Consider the following 25,152-nt stretch of genomic DNA (forward strand, 5'->3'; position numbering starts at 1 on the left):
CGCCTTAACGGGTTCTCCGCCGGCGGCGGCGCTGGGTCAGCAGGAGCAACAGGGGCGCACCGGCCAGCAGCAGGGCGACCGACCCGGCCGCCAGCATCGAGAGCAGCGGCGGTGGCCCGTCGGTGCCGCCGGGTGCCGCGGCCGGCTGGGGCGCCGCGGGTTTCGGGGTCGGCGAGGGCGACGGCGCCACATCTTCGGGCGACACCAGCTTGCCGACGGATTCGTCCCTGGGCAGCGAGAAGCCCCAGTCGAGCAGCGCCTGGCCCTGCTGATAGCCGCGCATCGGCCGGGCCTCGGCACCGAGCAGCGTCACCACCAGGCGGCGCCCGTTCCGGTCGGCCGCGCCCACATAGCTGTGCCTGGCCACCGTCGTGAAGCCGGTCTTACCGCCCATCGCGCCGGGATAGCCGTAGATCAGCTTGTTCTCGTTCTGGAACTGGAAGCCGCCCTTCTTCAGTTGCGGCTGGGCCGGCATCTGGGCCGACTTCGTGAGCACGTAGCGGCGGAAGTCGGCGTTGGCGAAACAGATCCGGGCGATCAGCGCCAGGTCGTACGCGCTGGTGAACTGACCCGGACCATCCAGCCCGGACGGGGTGACCGCGTGCGTCTGGTAGGCGCCGATCCGCTTGGCCAGCGCGTTCATCTCGCCCACGGTGCGGGCCACACCGTCGGTGCCGCCGCCCCCGGCCAGCCGGGCCAGCGCGTTGGCGGCGTCGTTGCCCGAGTTGAGCATCAGGCCCAGCCACAGCGTCGAGATCGGGTACTTCCCGCCGACCAGCAAACCGACCGCCGAACTGCCCCGCTCGATGTCGAGGTCACCGGCGGTCACGGTGATCCGTTGTTTCGGGTCCAGCTTGTCGATCACCGTCGCCGCCAGCAGCGTCTTCTGCACGCTGGCCGGGGTACGGAAGACGTGCGGGCCGCAGCCGCCGAGCACCTCGCCGGTGTCGAGGTCGGCGACCATCCAGGTGCTCGCGGTGACCGCGGGTGGTGCCTTGGCCCCGGCCGGGATCACCAGGCCGTGGGTCGCGAGGGCGTCGCCGCCGATGGCACTGCCGACCGGGTCGTCCGGCGGGGGAACCGGCGTCGGCGGGCGGTTGGGCGGCGGTGCGACCTTGGGCTTGGGGCACGGGATCACGGCTGCGGCGTGGGCCGGGGCGGCCGGAACGAGCACGGGGATGAGCACGGCGGTGCAGGCCGCCGCGAGGATTCGGCGGATCAAGGCCAGGAGACTCCCGCCTCGAGCCGCTGGTCGAGCAGTTTCCGCAGCGGAATCGTCTCGCCGTCACCGCCGCCGGCGCCCACGATCAGCCGGGGCATGCTCGGGGTCAGGTCGGCGCCGGCGAAGCGGGCGCGCAGCGAAGCGGGCACGGTCAGCACGTAATACTCGCCGTCGTCGCCCACGGCGACCGACCGGTTCGACTTGAGGTACCACCCGCGCACGTGCGTCCGATAGGTGGCGCGGCCGTCGAAGGTCCGGGCCTGGAGCGTCTGCGGTGTCAGCCCGCGCTCGGCGGCCCGGTGCACGAAGTCGTCGATCAAGGCCGAGGCCTCGCGGGCCTCGGCGGCGCGGCCGGCCTCGAGCGCCGCGGCGTGGCCGGCGATCGCCTGCCGTCGCTGTTCCTGCCAGTCGGCGTCCCGCTCCATGCCAGCGACACTAGGTGATGCCCGGGCGCCCGTCCAAGCCGAGCTTTCCGCTGTGATTACCGTGAATACCTCCGGTGCCATTCAATAGGCCACTCGCCTTGTCCTTCGAAAAAGAATTGCTAATCGGCCTGAGACAGTTGCGCGCGTACCCTGTGGCGAGCAACACTTGGCGCGGTTGGTCGGGCGGACTTGGGAGTCGTCATGGCGCGGCAGGTAATCACCACTCTGATCGACGATCTGGACGGAAAGAAGGCCGACCGCACGGTCGAGTTCAGTCTGGACGGCATTAACTACACGATCGACCTTTCCGAGGCCAATGCGGGGAAGCTGCGTAAGGCGCTCGACCCCTTCATCAACGCGGGCACCCGGCTCGGTCGTTCGTCGACCGGCCGCATCCCGCCCCGCCGGGCCGGAACGGGCCGCACGGCCGGCTCCCGCGACGAAAACCGGCAGATCCGCGAGTGGGCCACGGCCAACGGGCATCAGATTTCCGAGCGGGGCCGCATTCCACAGAGCGTGACGCAGGCTTACCGCGCGGCGAACGGCCACTGACTCTCTGCGCGGCGCGTGCAATTTGCGTACGGGGAGCGAGTCGGAGGCTCCTGTCCGCAGAGGTTTCTTACCTGGGGAAAATGGCGAAAGGCCTCACGCCGTACGCAGGGATTGGTCCTCGGCCTCGCCGCCGGCCGCCGCCGCGAACGCCCGCAACGAGCGCACCAGCTCCTCCCGATCGACCGGCGCCATCCGCTCCAGCACCTCGGCCAGGGCCTGACGCCGGCGCTCGCGCAACTCGTCGAGCAGCCGGCGGGCCGACGACGTGAGCAGCAGCCGCACCTCGCGCCGGTCGCGCGGGTCGGGCACCCGGCGCAGCAGGCCGGTCGCCTCGAGCCGGTCGCACAGGCGGCTGGCCGACGAGGGCACCACCTCGAGCGCCTCGGCGAGCCGGCTCATGTTGGTGTGGCTGTTGCCGGCCACGATCGCCAGCACGCGCAGCTGGGCCGGCGGCACGCTCGGATTTTGCGCCTGGCCGGCCGTGTCCAGCACGGAGACGAGCGCGTCAGCCGTCGACTCGACGGAGGCGGCGACGTCGGTGACCCGGTCCATGGCGGATGTTTCCCTGTTCGTCAGACGTGCACGTCGATGCGTCCGCCCTGCCACTACCCGCCCGCCCGCGGGTTCATGCCGTTCCGCGGAGCCAATCGAGACAGACGATGACAGCGTCGTCCTCCTGGTCGTCACCGGCGTGGTAGTCGCGCAGCGCCCGGATCACCGTACCCACCGCCTCGGTCGGAGGTTGCAGGCGTGTCCGGCGCAACGCCGTCAGCAGGGCGGAATCACCGTACGCGGCCTTCCCGCCGGGCGCCGCGGCGTGTACCCCGTCGCTCACCACGAGCAGGCGGTCACCCGACTCCAGCTGGAACTTCTGCGTCTCGTAGCGGCTGTCGCCGAACATGCCGAGCGGCAACTGCTGTTCCAAAGTGACCGGGCGGATGTCGCCCTCGTGGGCGATCAGGGCCCGGGGCGAGCCGGCGTCGACCGCCTCGACCGTGCCGCCGCTCAGGTCGATCTCGAGCAGCAGGGTCGCCACGTGCGAGGTCCCGCCGTGCCGCGAATAGATCGCGTCGGAGGCGAGCTCGGCCTGTTCGACGATGTTGGCGCCGGACCGGCGGGCGTTGCGCATGGCGTTCACCGCGACGGTGGTCAGCAGGGCCGCCTCGATGCCGTCGCCCTGGCCGTTGAGCACGGTCAGGGTGAGGCGGTCGTCGGTGACGGCCCAGTCGTAGTGGTCGCCGTACATCGCGTAGGCCGGCTCGAGCTGTCCGGCCAGCCGGAACCGTTCGCCGGTCAGTGAGCGCCCGGGCAGCAGGTCCCACTGCAACTCGGCGGCCATGGTCAACCGCTGTCGCCGGACGATCTGCCGGTAGCGGTCGGTATCCTTGTCGGCCGCGCGCAACGCCAGGGCCAGTTCGTCGGCCACCCCGGTCAGTTCGGTGACCAGCTCGTGGCCGGGAGCCTCGGTGAGGTCGACCCGCAGCACGCCGATCCGGTCGCCCCAGGTGGCGAGCGGGAGCAGCACGCGTCGCAGGGCGGCGTCGGTCACCGGCTGCTGGCTGCCGAAGCACCGCTGCTCGAGGGCGCTGCCGGGGGGCGTCTCGGGCTCGAGGACGGGCCAGAGCGAGCTCAGGGTCAGATCGCTGAGCAGCACCTCGGTGCCCGCGACGGGGAACCAGGTGCGCAGGTGCTCGGCCACCACCTCGGGGAGGCGATCGGGCGGTGCTTGACGTAGGAACGAACCGACGGAAGCCGGACGGGCGGACACTCGATCTCCCCTTCCTGGAGACGAACAGGCAATAGTTGCCGAAGAGCAAGCATCATAGGCGCTTGCCTCCGGGGCGTTGGCAGGAGGTCTAGGCGAACGACTTCTCGAAATGGATCAAGCTGCCCCGCCGCGGTGTGGAATGCATGCGGACGTTCTCGCCCAGGGCCTTGATCAGCGCCAGTCCGCGGCCGCTCTCGCTGGCCGGGCCGGCCGGGCCGACCGCCTCCGGGTCGAATCCGTCCCCGGTGTCGCGCACGTCTATCGAGCAGTGCTTCTCGGCCACGTCCAGGCAGACCTCGAACGTCTCGGCGCCACCGGCGTGCCGGACGACGTTCGAGCACGCCTCGGTGATGGCGATCTCCAGATCGTCCTGCGAGCCGCGGTCCACCTGCAGGACGGCAAGGGCGGAGCGCAGCATCCGGCGGACGGTGGGCACACTGCCCGCTTCCCGGGGTAGGTCGAGCCGGAGTGTCATACGCATGGTCCTGTGTTTCCCGCTCGCCCCGAGACCTAATCGTGGCCGTCGCCGCATCACCTCATCCGATCTTCGCGAGAAAACGTGTTATCCATGGACGGCTCGGTCGTCTCCCTTCCCGTGGCCGATGAGGCCCGGCCCGGTAAGACGCCCACGAAAGGTTGGACAATGGCGGAGCAACCCGACATCGCGGTCGTGATCGCCGCTCGCGACGGGGACCCGGTGGCGGTCGACCGGCTCGTGGCCGGTTATCTGCCGCTGGTCTACACGATCGTCGGGCGCGCTCTCGAGGGTCACGCCGACGTCGACGACGTGGTGCAGGACGTCATGCTGCGCGTGCTGCGCAACCTGGGCGACCTGCGCGAGCCCGAGGCATTCCGGTCGTGGCTGGTCGCGATCACCGTCCGCCAGGTGCGCGAGCGGTTCCGGGCCCGGCGCGGTGCCCCCGAGGCGCTGCTGCACGAGGACATCCGCGACCCCGGCGCCGACTTCACCGACCTGTCGATCACCCGGCTCGAGCTCAGCGGCCAGCGCCGGGAGACCGCCGAGGCGACCCGCTGGCTCGACGAGGACAACCGCGAGCTGCTCTCGCTCTGGTGGCTCGAGGCCTCGGGCGAGCTCACCCGCGACGAGATCGTCGACGCCATGGACGTCACCCGCCAGCACGCCGCCGTCCGGATCCAGCGGATGAAGGGTCAGCTCGAGACGGCCCGGGTCGTCGTGCGGGCGCTGACCGCCAACCCGCCCTGCCTCGACCTGCAGATGCTCACCACCGAGTGGGACGGGCGGCCCAGCCCGCTGTGGCGCAAGCGGATCGCCCGCCACACCCGCGAGTGCCGCTACTGCTCCCCGGCCTGGAACGGGCTGGTCGCGGCCGAGCGCCTGCTGGCCGGCATGGCGCTGGTGCCGCTGCCGGCCGGGCTGATGGGCAAGGGCGTGCTCGCCTCCCTCGGCGCCGGTGGGGTGGCCTCGTCGAAGGCCGCGGCGGCGGGCGGCGCGGCCGCTTCGAAGTCGGTCGGCGCGGGCACCGCCAAGATCGCGGCCAAGGTCGGGTTCAGCCTGTCCCGCAAGGTCATGACCGCCGCCCTGTCGACCACCGCGGTCGCCGGCGGCACGGCGGCCGTGGTCGTGGTGCAGAAGTCCGATCCGCCGGTCGCCACCGCCGCCGTGGTCGCCCCGACCACCCGGCCGGCCCCGGCCCCCAGCACGGTCAAGCCCAGCCCGACCCCGTCGGTGACGCCCAGCGCCACGCCGAGCGCGACGCCGACGACGAAGAAGCCGGCCGTGGTCGTCACCGCCAAGGCGAGCAAGAAGAAGGGCGTCGGCGTCTGGGAGTTCACCGGCACCAAGGCGGCCCTCGGTGACGTCGGCGCCGGCTGGTACTACAACTGGTCGTCGAACAACCGCAGCATGCCCGGCCCGGCCGACGTCGAGTTCGTGCCGATGATCTGGGGCAAGGCCAACGTCACCGACAGCACCCTGGCCGAGGCCAAGAAAGAGGGCAAGATCCTGCTCGGCTTCAACGAGCCGGACATGGACGGCCAGGCCAAGATGAGCGTCGAGGACGCCCTGGCCGACTGGCCGAAGCTGCAGTCGACCGGCATGCGGCTGGGCAGCCCCGCGGTCGCGTTCGGCGGGGACACGGCGGGCGGCTGGCTCGACCGCTTCATGAGCGGCGCCAAGGACAAGAACTACCGTGTCGACTTCATCACGCTGCACTGGTACGGGTCCGACTTCTCACCGGCCGCGGTCGACCAGTTCCTCGGCTACGTCGACGCCGTGCACAAGCGCTACGGCAAGCCGATCTGGGTCACCGAGTACGGCCTGATGAACTTTGGCGGCAGCCCCAAATACCCGTCCCAGGCCCAGTTGGTGACCTTCATCAACGGCACGACCAGGGGCATGCAGAAGCGTTCGTACGTCGAGCGGTACGCCTGGTTCGGTTTGCCCGCTGTGGGAGACAGTGTCGATTTCGGGCTCTACAAGGACGGCAACAGTCCGACGGACGCCGGAAAGGCGTACAAGGCCGCGGGGTAAGTTCGGCTCATGATTCGGTTCGGGTACAAGGCGTCGGCGGAACAGTTCGCCCCGGCGGAACTGCTCAGATACAGCGTGCTGGCCGAGGAGCTGGGCTTCGACTCGGTCTTCGTCAGCGACCACCTCCAGCCGTGGCGGCACGACGGCGGGCACGCCCCGGCCGCGCTGCCGTGGCTGGGCGCGCTGGCCGCCCGGACCGAGCGGGTGCTGATCGGCACCAGCGTGCTGACGCCGACCTTCCGTTACCACCCGGCCGTGGTCGCGCAGGCCTTCGCCACCCTGGGCTGCCTCGCTCCGGGCCGGGCCATCCTCGGCGTCGGCTCGGGCGAGTCGCTCAACGAGGTGCCGCTCGGGCTCGAGTGGCCGGACGGCAAGGAGCGCTTCGCCCGCCTCAAAGAAGCGGTGCTGCTGATCCAGAAGCTGTGGACCGAAGACCGGGTGACGTACGAGGGCCAGTTCTACCGTACGGAAAACGCCACTATCTACGACAAGCCGGACACGCAGGTCCCGATCTACATCGGCGCCTCCGGCCCGGCCGCCACCCGCCTGGCCGGCCGGATCGCCGACGGCTTCATCACCACCAGCGGCAAGGGCCACGCGCTCTACACCGACACGCTGCTGCCCGCCGTCCGCGAGGGCGCCGAAAAGGCTGGCCGCAAGACCGACGACCTCGACCTGATGATCGAGGTCAAGGTCAGCTTCGACGACGACCTCGAGCGCGCCCACAACGACACCCACTACTGGGGTGCGCTGGCGCTGTCCCCCGACGAGAAGACCGGCGTCGAAGACCCGATCGAGATGCAGCGCCTGGCCGACGCCCTGCCGGTCGAGCGCACGGCCACCCGCTGGATCTGCTCCTCCGACGCCGACGAGCACGTCGCCAAGGTCGCCGAATACCTCGACATGGGCTTCAAGCACCTGGTCTTCCACGCGCCGGGCCCCGACCAGGAACGCTTCCTGCGCCTGTATTCCGAGCGAATCCTCCCGCAGCTGCGCGACCGCACCTGAGAGCGGTCGGGCCGGGCCATCCACACCGCCCGGCCCGACCCGTCGCGTCGCCACTCGGGACAACGAGGTTCGATCGTCGTACTTCTGTCGGATCGCCGCGCTGTCGACACAGCGCGAGCGGTCGATGAGATCCTGTTCCGCGCCGGTCGAGAGGCCCGGCTACGGATGCGGAGACCGACGGCAGCATGACTGGACCAGACACAACGAACGCCGGCTCTCGCTGGCTTTACCACTTCACACATGTCGACAATCTCGGAGCGATCCGACAGTCCGGATATCGTGCGAACACCGGGACCGCCTGCCGGCCGTTATCAAGGCGGAGACAGGCCGCTGATCTACCTGGTCACGAACGTGCGAGCAGTCGTCGAAGCCGGGCTCACGTGGGTGGCAACAGACGGCAACGCGGCCACAGCGACCTCAGAGTTCACCACGGATTCGTCGAGCATGCTGGGAATGGTCGACTGGCCGCTGATGGAGGCCGAACGTTGGAACAACACCCAGGAGGATCCTGACCGGCAGCGCCGACGCCAGGCCGAGTTCCTCGTTCACGGGTTCGAACGGAGGTGAGGGAAATGATCGAGGAAGCACACGGGAATCTCCTCACAGCTGACGCGGACGCCTTGGTCAACACGGTGAACACGGTGGGTGTGATGGGCAAGGGAATTGCTCTCCAGTTCAAGCGCGCCTTTCCCGCCAACTTCCGGGCCTACCGTGCTGCTTGTGCGCGCGGAGACATCAGGCTCGGCCACGTCTGGGCGTTCGACACGGGGGTGATCGGCTCACGCCGTTACATCCTCAACTTCCCGACGAAGCAGCACTGGCGCAGCAGTTCCCGGTTGGCCGACATCGCCGCCGGCCTGGATTCGCTGGTTGACGTCGTCCAAGAGTTGGGCATCCGGTCGGTAGCCATCCCGGCGCTCGGCTGCGGCAACGGCGGGTTGGACTGGAACGAGGTCCGGCCGTTGATCGAGAAGGCGTGCGACCGCATGCAAGACGTTCGAGCGATCGTCTTTCCGCCTGAGGGTGCCCCGTCCGCTGACGCGATGCCGAACGCCACACCTCAGCCACCGCTCACTCAACCGCGGGCTCTGCTGGTGACGGCGGTCAATCGGTATCTGGATCGAGCACGGTTGCAGGAAGTTCGTGATGGCATCAGTGAGTTGGAGATTCAGAAGCTCGCCTACTTCCTGCAGGTTCTCGGTGCTCCTCTCCGGCTGACCTTCGTGCGTGGAACCTACGGGCCGTACGCCCCTCAGTTGAGTCATGTTCTCGATGCGCTCGAAGGCCACCACCTGACGGGGCTGGGCGACCGATCCGCTCGGGTGACTGAGTTCGCGCCCATCAATCCGGTGCCGCGGAGCGTCGACGCGGCCGAAGAGCTCCTTGCGGATCAACCGGCTGAGCTGGAGCGGCTGTCCACGCTGCTGGATCTCGTGGAGGGGTTCGAGACTCCGTACAGCCTCGAGTTGCTGGCGACGGTTCATTTCGCCTCGGGATATGAGCCCATGACTGATGACCCGGGCGCCCTCGCTGATCGAGTCGCGTCGTGGAGTTTGCGGAAAGCTCGAATGTTCACCGAGAAGCACGTCACGCTGGCCGCGGCCCGGTTGGCTGACCGGAATCTCTTGCCGGCTTGAGGCGGCTTACTCGTCCAGCTTCTTGATCGATCGGAGGCGGGCTCGGCGGCCGGTGGTGGCGCCCTCGCCGTTGATGACGCGTAGGTCGGGGCGGTCCTGGCGCAAGCCCTGGATTCGGCGGCGGCGGGTGCCGACCTCTCGGGCCGTGGGCTGGGTGGCGCCGAAGGCGATGCGCCACGGCATCTGGCCCGATCGGGGCTGCAGGTCGGGGCCGCCCAGACGCTCCGGGTGACCCTCGCGACGGGGTGCGGGCGGCGTGTTCCGGATGTGCTGCGCGGGGCTGACGTGCGGCTGTCCCCACGCCGGCCGGCCCGCCGAGCGCCGGTCGGCTTCGGCCCAGGCCGGGCGAGCGCTGGCGGACGAGGCCGGGCGGGCGGGGGCGGGGGTCTGGCGGACTGTGGTGCGTTCGCGGGCCAGGCGTTCGCGGGCGCGTCGTTCGTGGGCCAGGCTTTCGATGGCCCAGCGGTCGAGGGCGCGACGGCCGGCGCCGGTCTCGTCGTTCATGACGGGGCGGTGGGCGACCGGGGCGGGGTGCGCGGGTGTCTCGGCCTCCACGCCGGAGCGGCGTTCCTGGCGAGCTGTGCGCAGCCAGTGGCGCAGACGCAGGCGTTCGGTGTCGCGGGCGCGGCGGACCGGCGGGTACGCGGTGCTGCCGACCTCGGCCACGCGCAGGCCCCGCATGGCCGGGCGCAGCGCCAGCAACGGCCCGATCTCGGGGCCCTCGCCCCACACGGGGACGGTGCGCGGGGCCGGGTCGGGCAATCCCAGGCGATGTGCGGCGTCGCGCCAGAACGCCGCGTACCCGAAACCGGGGTCGGTGCGGTGGATGCCCAGGAACCGGGCCAGGATCCAGATCAGCGCCAGGTTGGCCCAGCGGTGCAGCCGGCGGCCGGTCAGGTCGCGGCCACCGGCGGAATAGCGCGAGCCGAGCGCGACGTCGGCCCCGGCCACCAGAGCCGCGACGAAGCGGGGGATCTCGGCCGGGTCGGTCGAGGCGTCGCCGTTCAGGGTGACCACCACGTCGCCGCGGGCGGCCCGGACGCCGGCCGCGATCGCGTTGCCCAGGCCCGGCCGGGCCGGCTGGACGAGCACGACGTCGGGCCGGCCCACGAGGGCGGAACGCAACGAAGCATCCGCGCCGACAACCACGACCTGGAGGACGGGGGGCAGACCGCGCAGCATGAGGTGCAGCCCGCCCGCGTCGACGACGGGGATCACGACGCTCACGGAGGGTGACGTCGTGCGGGTGCTGCTCGTCGCTGCGGAAAGCGGCGAAGGAGGCATGGCGGTGCTCCTCAGGCTGGATCCTGATCAAGAAAACTACCGGTCGGCAACCGTGCAGCAACTCACCGGAACGGAGGAGGACGGTCGACTTCCGAAGGACATCCGAGGTCCGATAAAGCCGGTTCGTCACTACGCTGCGTACGGGAATGGGGGTTTCGGGGTAGGGTTTGGTCCGTTGCGGGGATTGTCCTGGGGAAAGAGGAATACCAGTGAAGCTTGGCCTGCACATCTCGAACTTCACCTGGCCCGACGGGCGGCCCGGTGCTCGCCGACATCGCCTCCGCGGCGGACGGGGCCGGCTTCGAGCGGATCAGCGTGATGGACCACTTCTGGCAGATCGGGGTGATCGGCCCGCCGGAGTGGGACATGCTCGAGGCCTACACGGCGCTCGGCTTCCTCGCCGCACACACGAAGAACGCGAAGCTCTTCACCATGGTTACGGGCGTCGTCTATCGCGAACCCGGCCTTCTCGCCAAGGCGGTCACCACGCTCGACGTGCTCAGCGGCGGACGGGCCATTCTGGGCATCGGGGCCGCGTGGAACGAGCACGAGTCGATCGGCCTCGGCCTGCCGTTCCCGCCGACCAAGGAGCGTTTCGAGCGTCTCGAGGAGGCACTGCAGATCTGCCGGCAGATGTTCTCGGGCGACGAATCCCCGTACGAGGGAAAGCATTATCGGCTCGGCCGCACGCTCAACCATCCGCTGCCGCTCAGCCGCCCGCACCTGCCGATCCTGGTCGGGGGCGGTGGTGAGAAGAAGACGCTGCGCCTGGTCGCGCAATATGCCGACGCCTGCAACCTGTTCGCCGGGCCCGAGCTGCCGCACAAGCTCGACGTGCTCAAGCGGCACTGCGACGAGGTCGGCCGCGACTACGACGAGATCCAGAAGACCGTGATGTACCGCTACGACCTGGGCGAGAAAGGTGAGCGGGTCGGCGCGACGATCGAGGAGCTGCGCGACCTGCATCGGCTCGGCGTCGAGGTCGGGCACGGCGGCCTGCGCAACTCGTGGGAGCTGAACCAGTACGAGGTCTTCGCCAAGGAGATCATCCCGGCGGCGGAAGCGTTCTGAGCAGAGGAAGAGCATGGCGATCGAAGCAGTGGTGTTCGACCTGGACGGCGTGATCATCGACTCCGAGGAGGTGTGGGAGGAGGTGCGGCGCGGCTACGTGGCCGAGCACAACCGCGAGTTCCTTCCCGACACACAGAGCCGCATGATGGGCATGAACACCCAGGAGTGGTCCGGTCATCTGGCTGAGGACGTCGGAGTTCCCCGTACGCCCGAGCAGGTCGCCGCCGACGTACTGGGCCGGATGGCCGAGCGCTACCGCACGTCGCTCCCGATCATCCCCGGCGCCGCCGAGGCGGTCCGCCGGCTCGGCGCCCGCTTCCCGCTGGCGCTGGCCAGTTCGTCGGCCCGGGTGCTGATCGACCAGGTGCTCGAGTCGGCCGGGCTGACCGACGCGTTCCGGGTGACGCTCTCGACCGAGGAGGTGCCGCGCGGCAAGCCGGCCCCCGACGTCTATCTCGCCGCCTGCGAAAAGCTGGGCTACGCCCCGGCCGTGTGCGCCGCCGTCGAGGATTCGAGCAACGGCCTGCGGTCCGCGGGTGCGGCCGGGCTCGCGGTCATCGCCGTGCCGCACGGCATCTATCCACCCGCCGAGGACGCGCTGGCCCTGGCCTCGATGGTGGTCACCGGCGTGACCGAGTTGTCACCGGAGGTAATCGAGAACCTCCGATAGGTGTGAATCGGATTCACCTCGGGTAGGGGGCGGGCGACTGTTCCCCTGGAGGTGGCCTGTGGTGCTTGCCGCGGAGAGCGGGCTGAGGCTCGATCTCGACATTTTCGACTACCTGATTTTGATCCTCTACTTCGGCACCGTGCTGGGGGTGGGCTTCGCGGCCCGAAGAGCGATCAAGACCAGCGCCGACTTCTTCCTCTCCGGGCGTTCGATGCCCGCCTGGGTGACCGGTCTGGCCTTCGTCTCGGCCAACCTGGGCGCGCTCGAGATCCTCGGCATGGCCGCCAACGGGGCCCAGTACGGCCTGCTGACGCTGCACTACTACTGGATCGGCGCGGTGCCGGCCATGGTGTTCCTCGGCATCGTGATGATGCCGTTCTACTACGGCTCCAAGGTGCGCAGCGTCCCCGAGTTCCTGCGGCGGCGCTTCAACAACTCGACGCACCTGTTCAACGCGCTCAGCTTCGCCGTGGCGCAGGTGCTGATCGCCGGCGTCAACCTGTTCGCGCTGGCCCTGATCCTGGACGCGCTGCTCGGCTGGCCGCTGTGGGTGTCGATCCTGGTCGGCGCCGCGATCGTGCTGACCTACATCACCATCGGCGGTCTGTCGTCGGCCATCTACAACGAGGTGCTGCAGTTCTTCGTCATCCTGGCCGGCCTGATCCCGCTCACCATCGTCGGCCTGGTCAAGGTCGGCGGCATCAACGGTCTGTTCGACGCGGTGCGCAGCGGTCCGCTCGGGGACGCCGCCCTGCACACCTGGTCGAACACCGGCAGCAGCGCCGACAACCCGCTCGGCGCCAACTGGATCGGCATCCTCTTCGGTCTCGGTTTCGTGCTGTCGTTCGGCTACTGGACGACCAACTTCGCCGAGGTGCAGCGGGCCCTGTCGGCCAAGGACATGAACGCGGCCCGGCGTACGCCGATCATCGCCGCCTTCCCGAAGCTGCTGATCCCGGCCGTCACCGTGATCCCCGGTCTGATCGCGGTCATCACGGTCAAGGGGCTGGGCGCCGACGAGGGCGACCTGACCTACAACAACGCGATCCCGCTGCTGATGCGTGACCTGCTGCCCAACGGCGTGCTCGGGGTGGCCGTGACCGGTCTGCTGGCGTCCTTCATGGCCGGTATGGCGGCCAACGTCAGTGGGTTCAACACCGTTTTCACGTACGACATCTGGCAGGCCTACATCCGCAAGGGCCGCAGCGACGAGTACTACCTGAAGATCGGCCGCTACGCCACGATCGGCGGTGTCGTGATCGGCATCGGCACGGCGTTCATCGCCAGTGGCTACGGCAACATCATGGAGTACATCCAGCAGCTGTTCTCGCTGTTCAACGCGCCGCTGTTCGCGACCTTCATCGTCGGCATGTTCTGGAAGCGGATGACGCCGTGGGCCGGGTTCTGGTCGCTGTTCCTGGGCTTCGTCGCCTCGCTGACGCTCTACATCCTCTATCTGACCGACGCGGTCGCGTTCAACTCGGCGCTGGAGCAGAGCTTCTGGGGTGCCGGCGTGGCCTTCGTCACGGCGGTCATCGTGGCCATCGCGGTCACCCTCTTCACCCCGTCCAAGCCGGACGAGGAACTGCAGGGTCTCGTGTACGGCCTCGGTGGCTCGACGACCAGCGGTGAGGTGATCGTCTCGGGTGACAAGGTCTGGTGGCGCAACCCGGTCGTGCTCGGCCTGACCGCAGTCGTGCTGGCCCTCGCCCTCTACATCCCGGTCTGGTAAGGGGAGAACGACCATGACGGAGAAGAACAACCAGGTCGACGAGCAGAAACTGTCGGCCGCGGCGCGGCTGTTCGACGTACGGCGGGTGATCGGTGGCCTGTTCGTCGTGTACGGCGTGATCGTCACGCTGATCGGCCTGTTCGACAGTCAAGCCGAGATCGACAAGGCCGAGGGCGTACGGATCAACCTGTGGATGGGCATCGGCATGCTCGTCCTGGGTCTGCTCTTCCTGCTGTGGCTGCGGCTCAATCCGCCCAAGACGCCCGACGCGTCGGAGATCACTCCCGAGGACGACCGTCCCGCAGCGCACTGAGTATCGAGGCGGTGTGACCTGGTTGCCTTCGGGTTGCACCGCCTCCGCTTCCTTCGCGACGCGACCGGGCGTGACCGATAGACGGGGCATGGAAGCCATCGCACCCATCAGCAACGCCCGGGCCGGCGGTTACCGCACCGCGGGCTGGCAGCAGCAGATCCGAGTCGACTACGCCGTGAACAAGGTCATGCAGACCCACCGGGGGCAGAACGAGAGCCAGGTGGCACAGGCCATTCACGACCAGCTCCGCGCCGTCGGCGTGGTGCCCAACAGCCGTCAGATCGCCCAGTACGCGGCGGCGATCTCGGCTCTGCCCGAACTCCCGCCCAACAACAACTAGCTCTCCGGCCCGGTCCCCTCAGGGGGCCGGGCCGCATGATTAGATACCCCCGATACATCGGCGATCTTCAACGTATGCCGCTCAAACGGGGGTTTGAACGTGAGGCACCACACTGCCGCGCGCCTTCGTGCCGTACTGACCGGGGCGCTCGCCGCCCTCGTCGCCGGCACGCTGTTGCACGCTCCACCCGCCTCGGCCGCGCCGCGGGCACTCGCCCTGGACGCGCCCGCGGTCGTGATTCCACCGCTGGTCACCGAGACCTGGAACGGCACCACCGGCGTCGACGCGATCGCCGAGCGGTGGCGCAAGGCGGTCACCGACGTCGCCACCCTGTCGCCCGAGCCCGAGGTCCGCGAGGCGGCACTGGCCGCGCTGGCCAGCGGTGACCCGGCCGCGGTCCAGAAGTTCGCCACGGTCGACAAGCCGGCCCTGGAGAAGCAGGTCGCCGCGCGCAAAAAGCAGGAGGCGGCCGACAACCTCGCACGCATCACGGCGATGAAGGGCACCGGCACGCCCGGCGGCTACTTCAACGCCGAGGTCGAGCGGGTCCTCAAGGGAACCGACAGCGATCGCTCGGCGTTCCTGGCCTACGGCGGCGACATCGCCCGCCAGCGGGACGAGAAGGTCGCGGCCGACGCCCGCGAGCGGGCCACGCAACTGCGCGAGCGGATCCGGGTCCTGGTGGCGGCGGCCCCGGCCGAGTCGCGGGTCCGGGCGGCGGCCGATCAGGCGCTGGCCGGCGACGACGCCGCCGTGGCCGCGTTCTGGGCGACCGGCTACCTGACCGCGGCCAAGGCCGACGCGGCCGAGCGCGAGCAGTACCTGAAAGACCTCGAGGCGCGGAACAAGGCCGCCGAGGATCTGTCCGACCTGGCCCAGCGGGCCAAGCGGGCGTCCGAGGCCCGCACCCGGCTGCTGGCCGCGCACGGCGACGGCGTCCGCGCGCTGCAGCAGTCGGCCAACGCGATGGCCGGCGCGGCCAACGCGGCCCGGCAGTCGCAGCGGGTGCTGGCCGGCTCGGGCACGACCGCGGCCAAGGCGACCGAGCTGAACGCGGCCAAGACCCAGACGGCCAACCAGGTCACCGCCGCCCGCAACGCCGCGCAGCAGGCCCAGGCGTCGGCGGCGATCGCCACCGCCGCGGCCGACGAGCTGATCGCCACCGGCCTGACCTACGGGGCCGAGTGGTCGCTGATCACCCAGGGGCTCCGGGACGCCGCCACCGCGGCGCTCGGTGCGGCCACGACCGCGGCGAACGCCATCGACGCGACCATCGCGACCAACAACGCCCAGGGCGCTCAGGCCCAGGCCGAAGCGCACGCGAAGCAGGCCGAGGAATGGCGCCGGCACGCCGAGGAGCACGCGGCGGCGGCGGCCAAGCTGGCCGCGGCGGCCAAGCGGCAGGCCGACGCGGCGAAGACCGCGGCCACCCGCACCAAGGCGGCCCGGGTGAAGGCCGAGGCGGCCGAGGCCGAGGCGTGGGCCAAGGCCGAGCAGACCCGCAGGCACCGCGAGACCGCCGAGGCGCAGGCCGCCGAGGCCAAGAAGTACCGGCAGGTCGCCGAGTCCGAGCGGGCCAACGCGGCCCGCTACCGTGCGCAGGCCGAGCAGGAGGCGGCCACCGCCCGGAGCGCACGGCAGCAGGCCGAGGCTCAGGCCTCCATCGCCGCCGGGGCGCGCAGCCGGGCCGAGGGGGCCGACCGGGCCGCGTCCGGCGCGGCCGACCGGGCCTGGCAGCACGAGGACAGCGCCCGCCGGGCCCGCGACGAGGCGATGGCGGCCGAGCGGGCCGAGCAGGCGGCCAAGGCCAAGGCGGCGGCCATGCGCTCGGCCGCCTCGGCCGCGTCCACCGACGCCGAGAAGGCCGAGGCGCAGGCCCAGGCCGACCTGGCCGATCGCGAGGCCGGCACGGCGGGTACGGCGGCCCGCTCGGCCCGCTCGGCGGCCAACACGGCGACCGGGGCGGCGGCCAACTCGCGGGCGGCGGCGACGCAGGCCCAGCGGGCGGCCGACCGGGCCCACGCCGCGGCGCAGCAGGCCCAGGCGGCCGCGGCGGCCGCCGACGCGGCCGCCGACAAGGCCGAGGCGACCGCGAAGGCGACGCACGCGGCCCGGGTCAAGGCCGACGCGGCCGCCGCCACGGCGACCGCCCAGGAGATCCGCGCCGCCCGGGCCGCGGAGTCGGCCACCAGGCTGGCCGAGCAGGCGGCCGACGAGGCGGTCCGTGCACTGTGGGCGGCCAACCGGACCCAGGACGAGGCGAACGCCGCCACCACCGAGGCGGTGGCGGCGGCGGCCCAGGCCGAGATCGCGGTCAGCGCCGCGGCCGCGGCGCGGGAGTCGGCGGCCGGCATCGCCGAGCCCGCCAACAGCGCGATCGGCATGGTCTCCCCGTTCACCGGCGCCGACATCGACGCCGACTTCGTGCAGCTGGTGGCCGAGCAGGCCAAGACCATCGGCGCCGAGCAGGCGGCGGCGGCCGCGGCCCGCGCGGCCGAGGCGGTCACCGCGGCCGAGCGGGCCGAGGCGGCCGCGGTGCGGGCGAACGAGCAGGTGCCGGGCGCGTTCGCGGCTTCCGCCCGGGCGGCCCGGTCGGCCGCCGAAGCGGCGGCCTCGGCGGCCGAGGCCAAGAAGGCGGCGGCGCAGGCCGCGGCCGACGGTGCCGCGGCCCGTTCCGCGGCGGCCAGCGCCGGCCGGGCCGACGCCCAGGCCAAGGCCGACGCGATCGCGGCCCGGCAGGCGGCCAACGAGGCCGCCCAGGACGCGGCGATCGCGGGCCGCGCGGCCGACGCGGCGCAAGCCGACGCCAACGCGGCCAACAGTGCGGCCACGGCGGCCGAGTCCGACGCGGCGGCGGCTCGCGGTGCGGCCGACCGGGCCGAGGCCGACGCGGCCAAGGCCCGCACGGCGGCGGACAGTGCGCAGCGGCATGCGGACAGCGCCGCGGTCGCGGCCAGCAACGCCCTGCAGTACGCGGTGGCCGCGCAGCAGGCGGCCGAACGGGCCGAGGAGGCGCAGCGCAAGCGCGACGCCCAGGCGATGGCCGACTCGATCGGCGACGACCCGGGACAGCCGATCGACCCCGACCTGTTCCAATACCTGACTCCCGAGGAGCAGGAGCGGTTGCGGCAGGCCCAGGCCGAGGGCGGGCAGACGATGCTCGACTGGTTCAAGGAGAACGCCTGGGACCTGTTCCTCGAGCTCTCCGGGGTCGGCGACATCAAGAAGTGCGTCATGGAAGGCAACATCGAGGCCTGCCTGTGGTCGCTGGCCAACCTGTTGCCGGCCAACAAGATCTTCGGGACGTTGTTCAAGCTCGGCAAGCTGATGCCGAAGCTGTTCAAGTTCCTCGAGAAGATCAAGGTCGCCCGTAAGGAGGCCGACGAGCTCAGCGACCTGGCCAAGGCCAAGCGGACGCACGCCAACCCGTGCGGCGGCAAGAAGGCGGCTCGCGCGTCGGTGCGGGCGCAGGCGGCCGACGTCCCGGACGAGGTCTGTCCGCTCATGACCAACCACGTCGACGGCGCGGACGGGCTGATGGCCGAGGTCGACCGGGACGGCATCCTGAACCTGTACATCAAGAGCGGGGACAAGACTCCGTCCGGCGGCGAGATGTTCGACGAGGCCCTGGACTGGGCCGAGAAGACCGGAAAGCTCAAGGGGGTCGCCGGCAAGTGGATCGCCGAGGGCGAGGACCGGGCCCTGGCTGACAACCTCGACTCGTTCAACGCCGGTATCCAGATCAGTTTGGATCCCGAGGAGGCGGCGATGTACACCTTCACCGGGAAGAAGGCGGGCCGGGCCGGCTTCACCAAGGCCCGGGTGCTCTACGACAAGCTCAGGGGAACGCCGGGCAACTACACGAACGTCGAGGTGGTCTTTGAGAAACCCTGATCCGAACGCTCCGGCCTGGGTGGCCGTCGCCCGCGAGTTCGCCGGTGACGGCACCACCCCGGCCGGGATTCTCCGCCGGGTCCGCGATCGGGAGCCCGGCAGCCTGTCCGGCGGCCTGATCGTCACCGGTCTGGTGATGGGATTCGGTGTGCCGATCCGCACCGCGATGGACACCGTTCGCTGGCAGGGGCTCGGTGCCGGCCACAGCATGACCGACGACGAGCTGAACGAGCTGCTCGCGCCCTATTTCTAGGCGGCGAACCGGAGGATCCGGTCGTCGCCGCCGCGGGGATCACCTCGGCCGTCCCGGTTCGAGGTGGTCACCCACAGGGCGCCGTCCGGAGCCACGGCCACGGTCCGCAACCGGCCGTACCTACCGGTGAGCTCGGCCTTGGGTGCGCCGCCACCCAGCGGGACCGTCCACAACCGTTCGCCGCGGAGACCGGCGACATACAGCGTGTTGCCGGCGACCGCCGCGCCCGACGGCGAGGCGTCGTCGGTGGCCCACTGCACGATCGGGTCGACGTATTTCGCGTTGCCCGCCTTGCCCTCGACCTCGGGCCAGCCGTAGTTCCGGCCCGGCTCGATCACGTTCACCTCGTCCCACGTGTTCTGGCCGAACTCGATGCCGTACATCGTGCCGTCGAGGCCCCAGGCCAGGCCCTGGACGTTGCGGTGGCCCAGCGACCACACCGGCGAGCCGGACGGGTTGCCGGGTGCGGGCCTGCCGTCCCGGGTGAGCCGCAGGATCTTGCCGTTCACGTCGTTCCGGTCCTGCGACGCGCTTCCGTCGCCGGCGTCGCCCGTGCCCACGTACAGGAAATCGTCGGGACCGAAGGCGAGCCGGCCTCCGTTGTGGATGCGCGCCTTGTCGATCCCGTCAAAGATCACCTGTGGTTTGCCGCCGAGCTGGAACCGTTCGATCCGGTTGTCGCGGGACGAGGTGAAGTAGGCGTAGACGTACTTGTTCTGCGCGTAGTCGGGGTCGACCGCGATGCCGAGCAGGCCACCCTCGCCGCCGGCGTCGACCCCGTCGACGTGATGGGCCTGGGTCGGGTCACCGCCGCCGGCCGGGATGCGCAGGATGTCGCCCGAGTCGCGCTCGCTGACCAGCGCCGAGCCGTCGGGCAGGAACGCCAGCCCCCACGGCACCTCGAGCCCGGTGACGATCGTCTGCGGCCGGCTCAGATCGGGTTCGCCCTTCTCGGCCGGCTCGGCCGCGGCCGGCGACGACGGCGGTGCGGCCGGTGTGGCCGACGGTCCGTAGGACGTGCCGCTCGGCGTCGAGGCCTCGCCGTCGGAGCAGGCGACCAGCAGAAAGGCGCCGGCCGTGGCGAGGACGAGACGCGTTCGTGCGGCGGGTGTCATCGCTCCACGGTGCCACGGCCCGGCGAACTTTCCCCGGTTTACCGGACTCATGATCTTCGTGCGTCCCAAGATGGGGCCGTGCGGTGCCTCGGCCGTGCAGGGCGGAGAGAGAACGCGTGCGAGCTTCGACGCGACCCTTCCGGGCCGCGGCCCTCACGGTCGTCACCCTGCTGGCGTACGGGCTGGTGGCCACCCCGGCCCGGGCCGCGTCGACGATCACCTGGACGGTCTGCCCCGAGGACGCCGAGGTGCAGTGCGGCGAGATGAAGGTGCCGGCCGACTGGGCAAATCCGGCCGGCCCGAAGGTCACGCTGACCATGGCCCGCCGGAAGGCGACCGACCCGGCCCACCGCATCGGCGTGCTGCTGGTCAACCCGGGCGGCCCCGGCGGTTCGGCGGTCGACTTCACCTTCGCGGCGACCGGGTTCTTCGGCGCGGAGGTGCGGAAACGGTTCGACATCGTGGGCGTCGACCCGCGCGGGGTGGGCCGGAGCGCGCCCGTGCTCTGCTCGCAGGACCTGGTCGACGCCAAGCCGTCCGCGCTGGTCGAGTCCGAGGCGCAATACACGGCGATGATCGCGTTCAACCGGAAGCTGGCCGCCGACTGTGCCGCGCGTACCGGAGCGCATTTCGCCCACGTCGACACGGTCAGCGTGGTCCGCGACTTCGACGCCGTGCGGGCCGGGCTGGGGGAGAAGCAGATCAACTTCTACGGCGCCTCGTACGGCACGTTGATCGGTCTCCAGTACGCCCAGCTCTACCCGCGACGGCTGCGCGGGCTCGTGCTCGACAGCGTGATGGACCACAGCGCCGACCTGACGAACTTCCTGACCAACGAGACCGCGGCCGCGCAGGACTCGTTCGGCGAGTTCGTGAAGTGGTGCGCCCGCGACGCCCGTTGCGTGGTCCGCGGTCAGGACATTCCGAAGCTGTGGGCCGCCGCCGTGACCCGGGCCCGGGCCGGCACGCTGGTCAGCCCGTACGACCCGTCGCTCAAGGTGACGGTGACCGACCTGCTGACCGCGGCGTTCTCGGCCTTCTACGACCCGCAGTGGTACTCGTTCGCCTACTACCTGCGCGACGCGTCGGCCGCCGCCGCGACCCCCGTGAAAAGCCGGGCCGCCGGACCGCCGACGACCGATCTGGTCCCGTACGTCTTCCCCGCGGTCATCTGCGAGGACTGGAACCTGCGGATCACCGGCTACGCCGACCTGAGCCGCCGGATGCACGCGCTCGCCCTGGCCGCCCCGCAGATGCTGATCTCGCCGCTGGCCCTGACCGCGATGACCGGCTGCCTGGGCTGGCCCTCGGCCCCGGACAACCCGCAGGCGCCGACGACGCCCCCGCCCGGGCTGGGGCCGGTGCTGCTGGTCAACTCGCGGCACGACCCGGCCACCGCCTACACGTGGGCGCAGCACGTGGCGGCTCAGCTCGGTGCGCCGACCAGCCTTCTCACGTACGACGGGTGGGGTCACGTCGCGTACAACAAGAGCCCCTGTGTCGCCGGAGTCGTCGACCGCTATCTGCTCAAGCTCCGCCCGGTCGCCCCCGGCGCCCACTGCCCGCCGGTCGAACCGGAGCCCTCCGGCGTGGGCTAGTATCTCGTTAGCAAGGCTAACTAGATCCACCCGGCTGGAGGCGCCGTTGACCCGCCGCGCACCTCGGGCGTCCATCGACCCGGACGCCGCCAAGAGCTGGTTGCGCCGGGCGCTACCGCTGGTCAAGGCCCATCGGGCCCTGCTCATCACGTCGCTCACGCTGTCCTTCGCCGGCCTGATCGTGCAGGTGCAGATCCCCAACCTGGTGCGGGTCGGCATCGACGACGCCATCGTCGAGAAGACCGCCCAGCTCAGCACGTACGTGTGGTGGATCGTCGGCCTGGCCCTGCTGCAAGGCCTGATCAACTTTCTGGCCCGGCTCTATCTGCTGCGCACGGCGTACGAACTCGAGTACGACCTGCGCAACATCGTCTACACCCATCTGGTCCGGATGCCGTTCGGCTTCTACGACCGGGTGCAGACCGGCGAGCTGATGTCGCGCTCCGGCTCCGACATCCGGGCCGTGCAGCTCTACCTGTCGTTCGGCCCGTCGATCCTGGTGCAGTGCCTGATCGCGGTGGTCGCGTTCGGGCTGATGCTCTCGATCAACGTGCCGCTGGCCGTCGTCGCCATGGTCACCATGCCGATCATCGGGCTGCTCGGCGTCGGCATGCGCAAGGCGGTCTTCCCGGTGTCCTGGATGATCCAGGCCCGGCTGGCCCACCTGGCCACCGTGGTCGACGAGAACATCCAGGGCGTCCGGATCGTCAAGGCGTTCGCGGCCGAGGGACGCCAGCTGCGGCAGCTGGCCGAGAGCGCCGACCGGATCCGGTGGGCCTATCGGCAGGACGCGCGGATCCGCAGCCGCTGGAACCCGGTGCTGGACAACCTGCCCCGCCTCGGGCTGGCCCTGGTGCTGCTGGTCGGCGGCATCATGGTGATCGACGGGCACACCACCGTGGGCACGATCGTCGCCTTCAACTCGTACGTGCTGATGCTCCAGCCGCCGTTCCGGCTGCTCGGCATGATGATCATGATGGGTCAGCGGGCGTCGGCGTCGGCCCGCCGCATCTACGACATCCTCGACACCCCGAGTGAGATCGTCGAGCGCGCCGACCCGGTCGACGTGCCGTTGCGCGGAGATCTTGCGTTCGAGGGCGTCAGTTTCGCGTACGGGAACGGAACTGTCGCCCTTGATGGTCTTGATCTGCGCGTGCGACCGGGCGAGACGATCGCCGTCGTGGGCGGCACCGGATCGGGCAAATCCACGCTGGGCCGGCTGATCGCGCGGTTCTACGACGTCACCGGCGGACGGATCACGATCGACGGGCACGACGTGCGCGACCTGGCGCTCAGCTCGTTGCGGGAACAGGTGGGCATCGTGCCCGACGAGCCGTTCCTGTTCTCGCTGTCCCTGCACGACAACATCGCGTACGGGAATCCGGACGCCACCCGCGAGTCGGTGATCGCCGCCGCGGTGGCCGCCGGGGCCGACGAGTTCATCACCGAGCTGCCCGACGGCTACGACACGGTGGTGGGCGAGCGCGGCTACACGCTCAGCGGCGGTCAGCGGCAGCGGGTCGCGATCGCGCGGGCGCTGCTGGTCAACCCGCCGGTGCTGGTGCTCGACGACGCCACCAGCGCCATCGACGTCACCGTGGAGCAGCGGATCCACGCGTCGCTGCGCGAGCAGATGCGCGGCCGGACGACCCTGATCGTGGCCCATCGGCTCTCCACCATCGGGCTGGCCGACCGGGTCGTGCTGATGGAGGCGGGCCGGGTGATCGCCGACGGCACGCACGCCTCGCTCCTCGCCTCGGAGCCGCGCTACGCCGAGGTGCTGGCCGCGTCCGTGTCCTCGGAGGCGACCGCATGAGCATGTACGGCGGCGGGTTCGGCGGCTTCAACGTCGGCGGGCGGTCGACGGTCGGCGCGGCCGGGCGCAAGGGCAACGGGCTGCCGTTCGCGGGCATCCCCGACGACCTGCGGGCCGGTGTGGCGCGGCTGGAATCGCGCGAGCCCGAGCACGGCGACCCCGGTGTCTCGTTCGACCCGGCCGGCGACTCCGGCGGGCGCATCTCGATGACCCGGCTGCTGATCGGCCGGCCCGGGCTGCTGCTGGCGGCGTCGCTCGCGATTCTCGTCGAGACGCTGCTGCTGCAGGCGGGCCCCTACCTGCTGCAGGTCGGCATCGACCACGGCATCGCCGACCGCGATCTGCGGGTGCTGATCCTGGCCACGGTCGCCTTCGTGGTGGCCGTGCTGCTGACCGGGGTGGCCACCGCGATCCGCATGCGCAAGAGCGGGCTGCTGGCCGCGGCGGCCACCCGTGACCTGCGGATCCGGCTGTTCGCGCACCTGCAGCGGATGTCGCTCGACTACTACACCCGTGAGAAGGCCGGGGTCACCATGACCCGGATGACCTCCGACGTGGAGTCGCTGCAGAGCCTGCTGCAGGACGGCTTCGCCCAGTTCCTGATCCAGGGACTGACCATGGTCGTGGTCACCGCGGTGCTGTTCCACTACAACGTCGAGCTCACGCTGATCACCCTGGCCCTGGTCGTGCCGCCACTGGCGATCGCGTCGCTGTGGTTCCGGCACGCGGCCGACCGCGGGTACGACCGGCAGCGCGACGCCATCGCGACGATGTTCGCCGACCTGTCCGAGAGCCTCAACGGCGTCCGGGTGGTGACCGCGCACAACCGGCAGGAGCGCAACGTCGTCGCCCACCGCGACGTGGTCGGCGGCTACCGGGACGCCAACGACTGGACCGGCAAGATCAATTCGATCTACGGGCCCGGTACGTCGGTGATCGGGCTGATCGCGATGGCCGTGCTGCTGCTGATCGGCGGGCGGATGGTGCTGCGGGGGTCGCTGACCATCGGCGAGCTGACGGCGTTCGTGCTCTACATCAACTCGTTCTTCCAGCCGGTGCAGCAGCTCGTCCAGTTGTATACGCAATACCAGCAGGGGAAGGCCGCTATCGGCAAGATCCGGGGGCTGTTGGCTGTTCGGTCGTCGGTCGCTCAGCTTCCTTCTGCCGTGGAGCTTCCGCCTCTCTTCGGCCGGATCGTCTTTGAGGACGTCACGTTCGGCTACGACCCGGAGCGCCCGGTGCTGGTCGGGTTGAATATGGACATCTCACCCGGCGAGACCGTGGCGTGCGTGGGCCCGACGGGGGCCGGCAAGTCGACGCTGGCCAAGCTGGTGACCCGCTTCTACGACCCGACCTCGGGCCGCATCACGATCGACGGGCACGACCTGCGTGACGTGACCCTGGCGTCGCTGCGCACCCAGATCGGGGTCGTGCCGCAGGAGCCGTTCCTGTTCGCGGGCACGCTGCGTGACAACATCGCGTTCGCCCGCCCGTCCGCGACCGACGACGAGGTCTGGGCCGCGGTCGACGCCGTCGGCCTGCGCGAACTCGTCGAACGCGCCCCCGAGGGCCTGGACACCCCGCTCCACGAGCGCGGCCAGTCGGTCTCGTCGGGGGAGCGGCAGTTGCTGGCGCTGGCCCGGGCGTTCCTGGCCGAGCCGCGGGTGGTCGTGCTCGACGAGGCCACGTCCAGTCTCGACCTGCGCTCCGAGCTGCGGGTCGAGGCCGCGCTGGACGCTCTGCTCGAGGGGCGTACGGCGATCCTGGTCGCGCACCGGCTGTCCACCGCGATGCGCGCCGACCGGATCATCGTGGTCGACGACCACCGGATCATCGAGTCGGGGACGCATGCCTCGTTGGTGGCGGCGGGCGGCGCGTACGCGGCGATGTTCGAGACTTGGGCGGCACATTCCTGACGGATCTGGTAGGCAGAGATAGACCG

Annotated in this window: 22 protein-coding genes; 15 read left to right on the forward strand and 7 right to left on the reverse strand. The window is 70.6% G+C overall.

Translation table 11 applies throughout. The annotated features are described in order from the left end of the window. Nucleotides 1–4 precede the first annotated feature (4 nt). Entirely contained in the window at nt 5–1,222 is a 1,218-nt protein-coding gene (locus KOI35_RS23660; protein WP_215790129.1) for a D-alanyl-D-alanine carboxypeptidase family protein, read from the reverse strand. After that, entirely contained in the window at nt 1,219–1,647 is a 429-nt protein-coding gene (locus KOI35_RS23665) for a hypothetical protein (RefSeq protein WP_215790131.1), read from the reverse strand. The genes KOI35_RS23660 and KOI35_RS23665 overlap by 4 nt, the downstream gene beginning before the upstream one ends. Nucleotides 1,648–1,848: 201 nt before the next feature. On the opposite strand from KOI35_RS23665, the gene KOI35_RS23670 reads away from it, so the two are divergent. Continuing rightward, nucleotides 1,849–2,199, forward strand: a complete 351-nt coding sequence (locus KOI35_RS23670; protein ID WP_215790133.1) for a histone-like nucleoid-structuring protein Lsr2 — start codon at nt 1,849–1,851, stop codon at nt 2,197–2,199. Nucleotides 2,200–2,292: 93 nt separating this feature from the next. Here the strand turns inward: KOI35_RS23670 and KOI35_RS23675 are convergent, their stop codons facing one another. From KOI35_RS23675 to KOI35_RS23685, 3 genes are all read right to left on the reverse strand, one after another. Further along, on the reverse strand, nt 2,293–2,751 hold the full coding sequence (locus KOI35_RS23675) for a MarR family winged helix-turn-helix transcriptional regulator (protein ID WP_215790134.1): 459 nt from the start codon (nt 2,749–2,751) through the stop codon (nt 2,293–2,295). 73 nt (nt 2,752–2,824) lie between these two features. Beyond that, nucleotides 2,825–3,967: a PP2C family protein-serine/threonine phosphatase gene (locus tag KOI35_RS23680; protein ID WP_215790136.1), complete on the reverse strand. Its 1,143-nt coding sequence runs from the start codon at nt 3,965–3,967 to the stop codon at nt 2,825–2,827. Between the two features lie 88 nt (nt 3,968–4,055). After that, complete coding sequence (locus KOI35_RS23685) at nt 4,056–4,448, reverse strand: ATP-binding protein (protein WP_215790138.1); 393 nt, start codon at nt 4,446–4,448, stop codon at nt 4,056–4,058. A 162-nt stretch (nt 4,449–4,610) separates the two neighbouring features. On the opposite strand from KOI35_RS23685, the gene KOI35_RS23690 reads away from it, so the two are divergent. From KOI35_RS23690 to darG, 4 genes are all read left to right on the forward strand, one after another. Next, on the forward strand, nt 4,611–6,479 hold the full coding sequence (locus KOI35_RS23690) for a sigma-70 family RNA polymerase sigma factor (RefSeq protein WP_215790140.1): 1,869 nt from the start codon (nt 4,611–4,613) through the stop codon (nt 6,477–6,479). 9 nt (nt 6,480–6,488) lie between these two features. Next, nucleotides 6,489–7,487 carry a glucose-6-phosphate dehydrogenase (coenzyme-F420) gene (fgd, locus tag KOI35_RS23695; protein WP_215790141.1) on the forward strand — a complete coding sequence of 333 codons (999 nt, stop codon included), beginning with the start codon at nt 6,489–6,491 and terminating at the stop codon, nt 7,485–7,487. 240 nt (nt 7,488–7,727) lie between these two features. Next, the gene (locus KOI35_RS23700) at nt 7,728–8,054 is read left to right on the forward strand and encodes a DarT ssDNA thymidine ADP-ribosyltransferase family protein (protein ID WP_215790143.1); all 327 of its coding nucleotides are present in this window, start codon (nt 7,728–7,730) and stop codon (nt 8,052–8,054) included. A gap of 5 nt (nt 8,055–8,059) precedes the next feature. Continuing rightward, a complete protein-coding gene (gene darG, locus KOI35_RS23705; RefSeq protein WP_215790146.1) occupies nt 8,060–9,124 on the forward strand; it encodes a type II toxin-antitoxin system antitoxin DNA ADP-ribosyl glycohydrolase DarG in 1,065 nt (354 codons plus the stop codon). A gap of 6 nt (nt 9,125–9,130) precedes the next feature. Here darG and KOI35_RS23710 read toward each other — a convergent pair whose 3' ends face one another. Beyond that, complete coding sequence (locus KOI35_RS23710) at nt 9,131–10,351, reverse strand: glycosyltransferase family 2 protein (RefSeq protein ID WP_215790147.1); 1,221 nt, start codon at nt 10,349–10,351, stop codon at nt 9,131–9,133. 318 nt (nt 10,352–10,669) lie between these two features. On the opposite strand from KOI35_RS23710, the gene KOI35_RS23715 reads away from it, so the two are divergent. The 7 genes from KOI35_RS23715 to KOI35_RS23745 all read left to right on the forward strand — a co-directional run bounded on the left by KOI35_RS23715 (nt 10,670) and on the right by KOI35_RS23745 (nt 18,681). Further along, on the forward strand, nt 10,670–11,479 hold the full coding sequence (locus KOI35_RS23715) for an LLM class F420-dependent oxidoreductase (RefSeq protein WP_215790149.1): 810 nt from the start codon (nt 10,670–10,672) through the stop codon (nt 11,477–11,479). Between the two features lie 13 nt (nt 11,480–11,492). Beyond that, complete coding sequence (locus KOI35_RS23720) at nt 11,493–12,149, forward strand: HAD family hydrolase (protein WP_215790150.1); 657 nt, start codon at nt 11,493–11,495, stop codon at nt 12,147–12,149. A gap of 58 nt (nt 12,150–12,207) precedes the next feature. Beyond that, complete coding sequence (locus tag KOI35_RS23725) at nt 12,208–13,881, forward strand: sodium:solute symporter family protein (protein WP_215790152.1); 1,674 nt, start codon at nt 12,208–12,210, stop codon at nt 13,879–13,881. Between the two features lie 13 nt (nt 13,882–13,894). Then, a complete protein-coding gene (locus tag KOI35_RS23730) occupies nt 13,895–14,194 on the forward strand; it encodes a hypothetical protein (protein ID WP_215790154.1) in 300 nt (99 codons plus the stop codon). Nucleotides 14,195–14,282: 88 nt separating this feature from the next. Continuing rightward, on the forward strand, nt 14,283–14,534 hold the full coding sequence (locus KOI35_RS23735; protein WP_246613639.1) for a hypothetical protein: 252 nt from the start codon (nt 14,283–14,285) through the stop codon (nt 14,532–14,534). 99 nt (nt 14,535–14,633) lie between these two features. Further along, on the forward strand, nt 14,634–18,428 hold the full coding sequence (locus tag KOI35_RS23740) for a hypothetical protein (protein ID WP_215790156.1): 3,795 nt from the start codon (nt 14,634–14,636) through the stop codon (nt 18,426–18,428). Continuing rightward, on the forward strand, nt 18,415–18,681 hold the full coding sequence (locus KOI35_RS23745) for a hypothetical protein (RefSeq protein WP_215790158.1): 267 nt from the start codon (nt 18,415–18,417) through the stop codon (nt 18,679–18,681). The genes KOI35_RS23740 and KOI35_RS23745 overlap by 14 nt, the downstream gene beginning before the upstream one ends. On the opposite strand, the gene KOI35_RS23750 is transcribed toward KOI35_RS23745, so the two are convergent. Continuing rightward, nucleotides 18,678–19,796: a PQQ-dependent sugar dehydrogenase gene (locus KOI35_RS23750; RefSeq protein ID WP_215790159.1), complete on the reverse strand. Its 1,119-nt coding sequence runs from the start codon at nt 19,794–19,796 to the stop codon at nt 18,678–18,680. The genes KOI35_RS23745 and KOI35_RS23750 overlap by 4 nt on opposite strands. A gap of 116 nt (nt 19,797–19,912) precedes the next feature. Here KOI35_RS23750 and KOI35_RS23755 point away from each other — a divergent pair, with 116 nt between their 5' ends. Genes KOI35_RS23755 through KOI35_RS23765 form a run of 3 tightly spaced genes read left to right on the forward strand, consistent with a single transcriptional unit; the run spans nt 19,913 to nt 25,126 of the window. Beyond that, nucleotides 19,913–21,394, forward strand: a complete 1,482-nt coding sequence (locus KOI35_RS23755; protein ID WP_215790161.1) for an alpha/beta fold hydrolase — start codon at nt 19,913–19,915, stop codon at nt 21,392–21,394. 46 nt (nt 21,395–21,440) lie between these two features. Continuing rightward, nucleotides 21,441–23,210 (forward strand): ABC transporter ATP-binding protein, encoded by a 1,770-nt coding sequence (locus tag KOI35_RS23760; RefSeq protein ID WP_215790163.1) that lies wholly within the window; start codon nt 21,441–21,443, stop codon nt 23,208–23,210. Continuing rightward, the gene (locus tag KOI35_RS23765) at nt 23,207–25,126 is read left to right on the forward strand and encodes an ABC transporter ATP-binding protein (protein WP_215790164.1); all 1,920 of its coding nucleotides are present in this window, start codon (nt 23,207–23,209) and stop codon (nt 25,124–25,126) included. Before KOI35_RS23760 ends, KOI35_RS23765 begins: the two co-directional genes overlap by 4 nt. The last annotated feature ends 26 nt before the right edge of the window (nt 25,127–25,152 follow it).

The organism is Paractinoplanes bogorensis, assembly GCF_018829635.1.
GTDB lineage: Bacteria > Actinomycetota > Actinomycetes > Mycobacteriales > Micromonosporaceae > Actinoplanes > Actinoplanes bogorensis.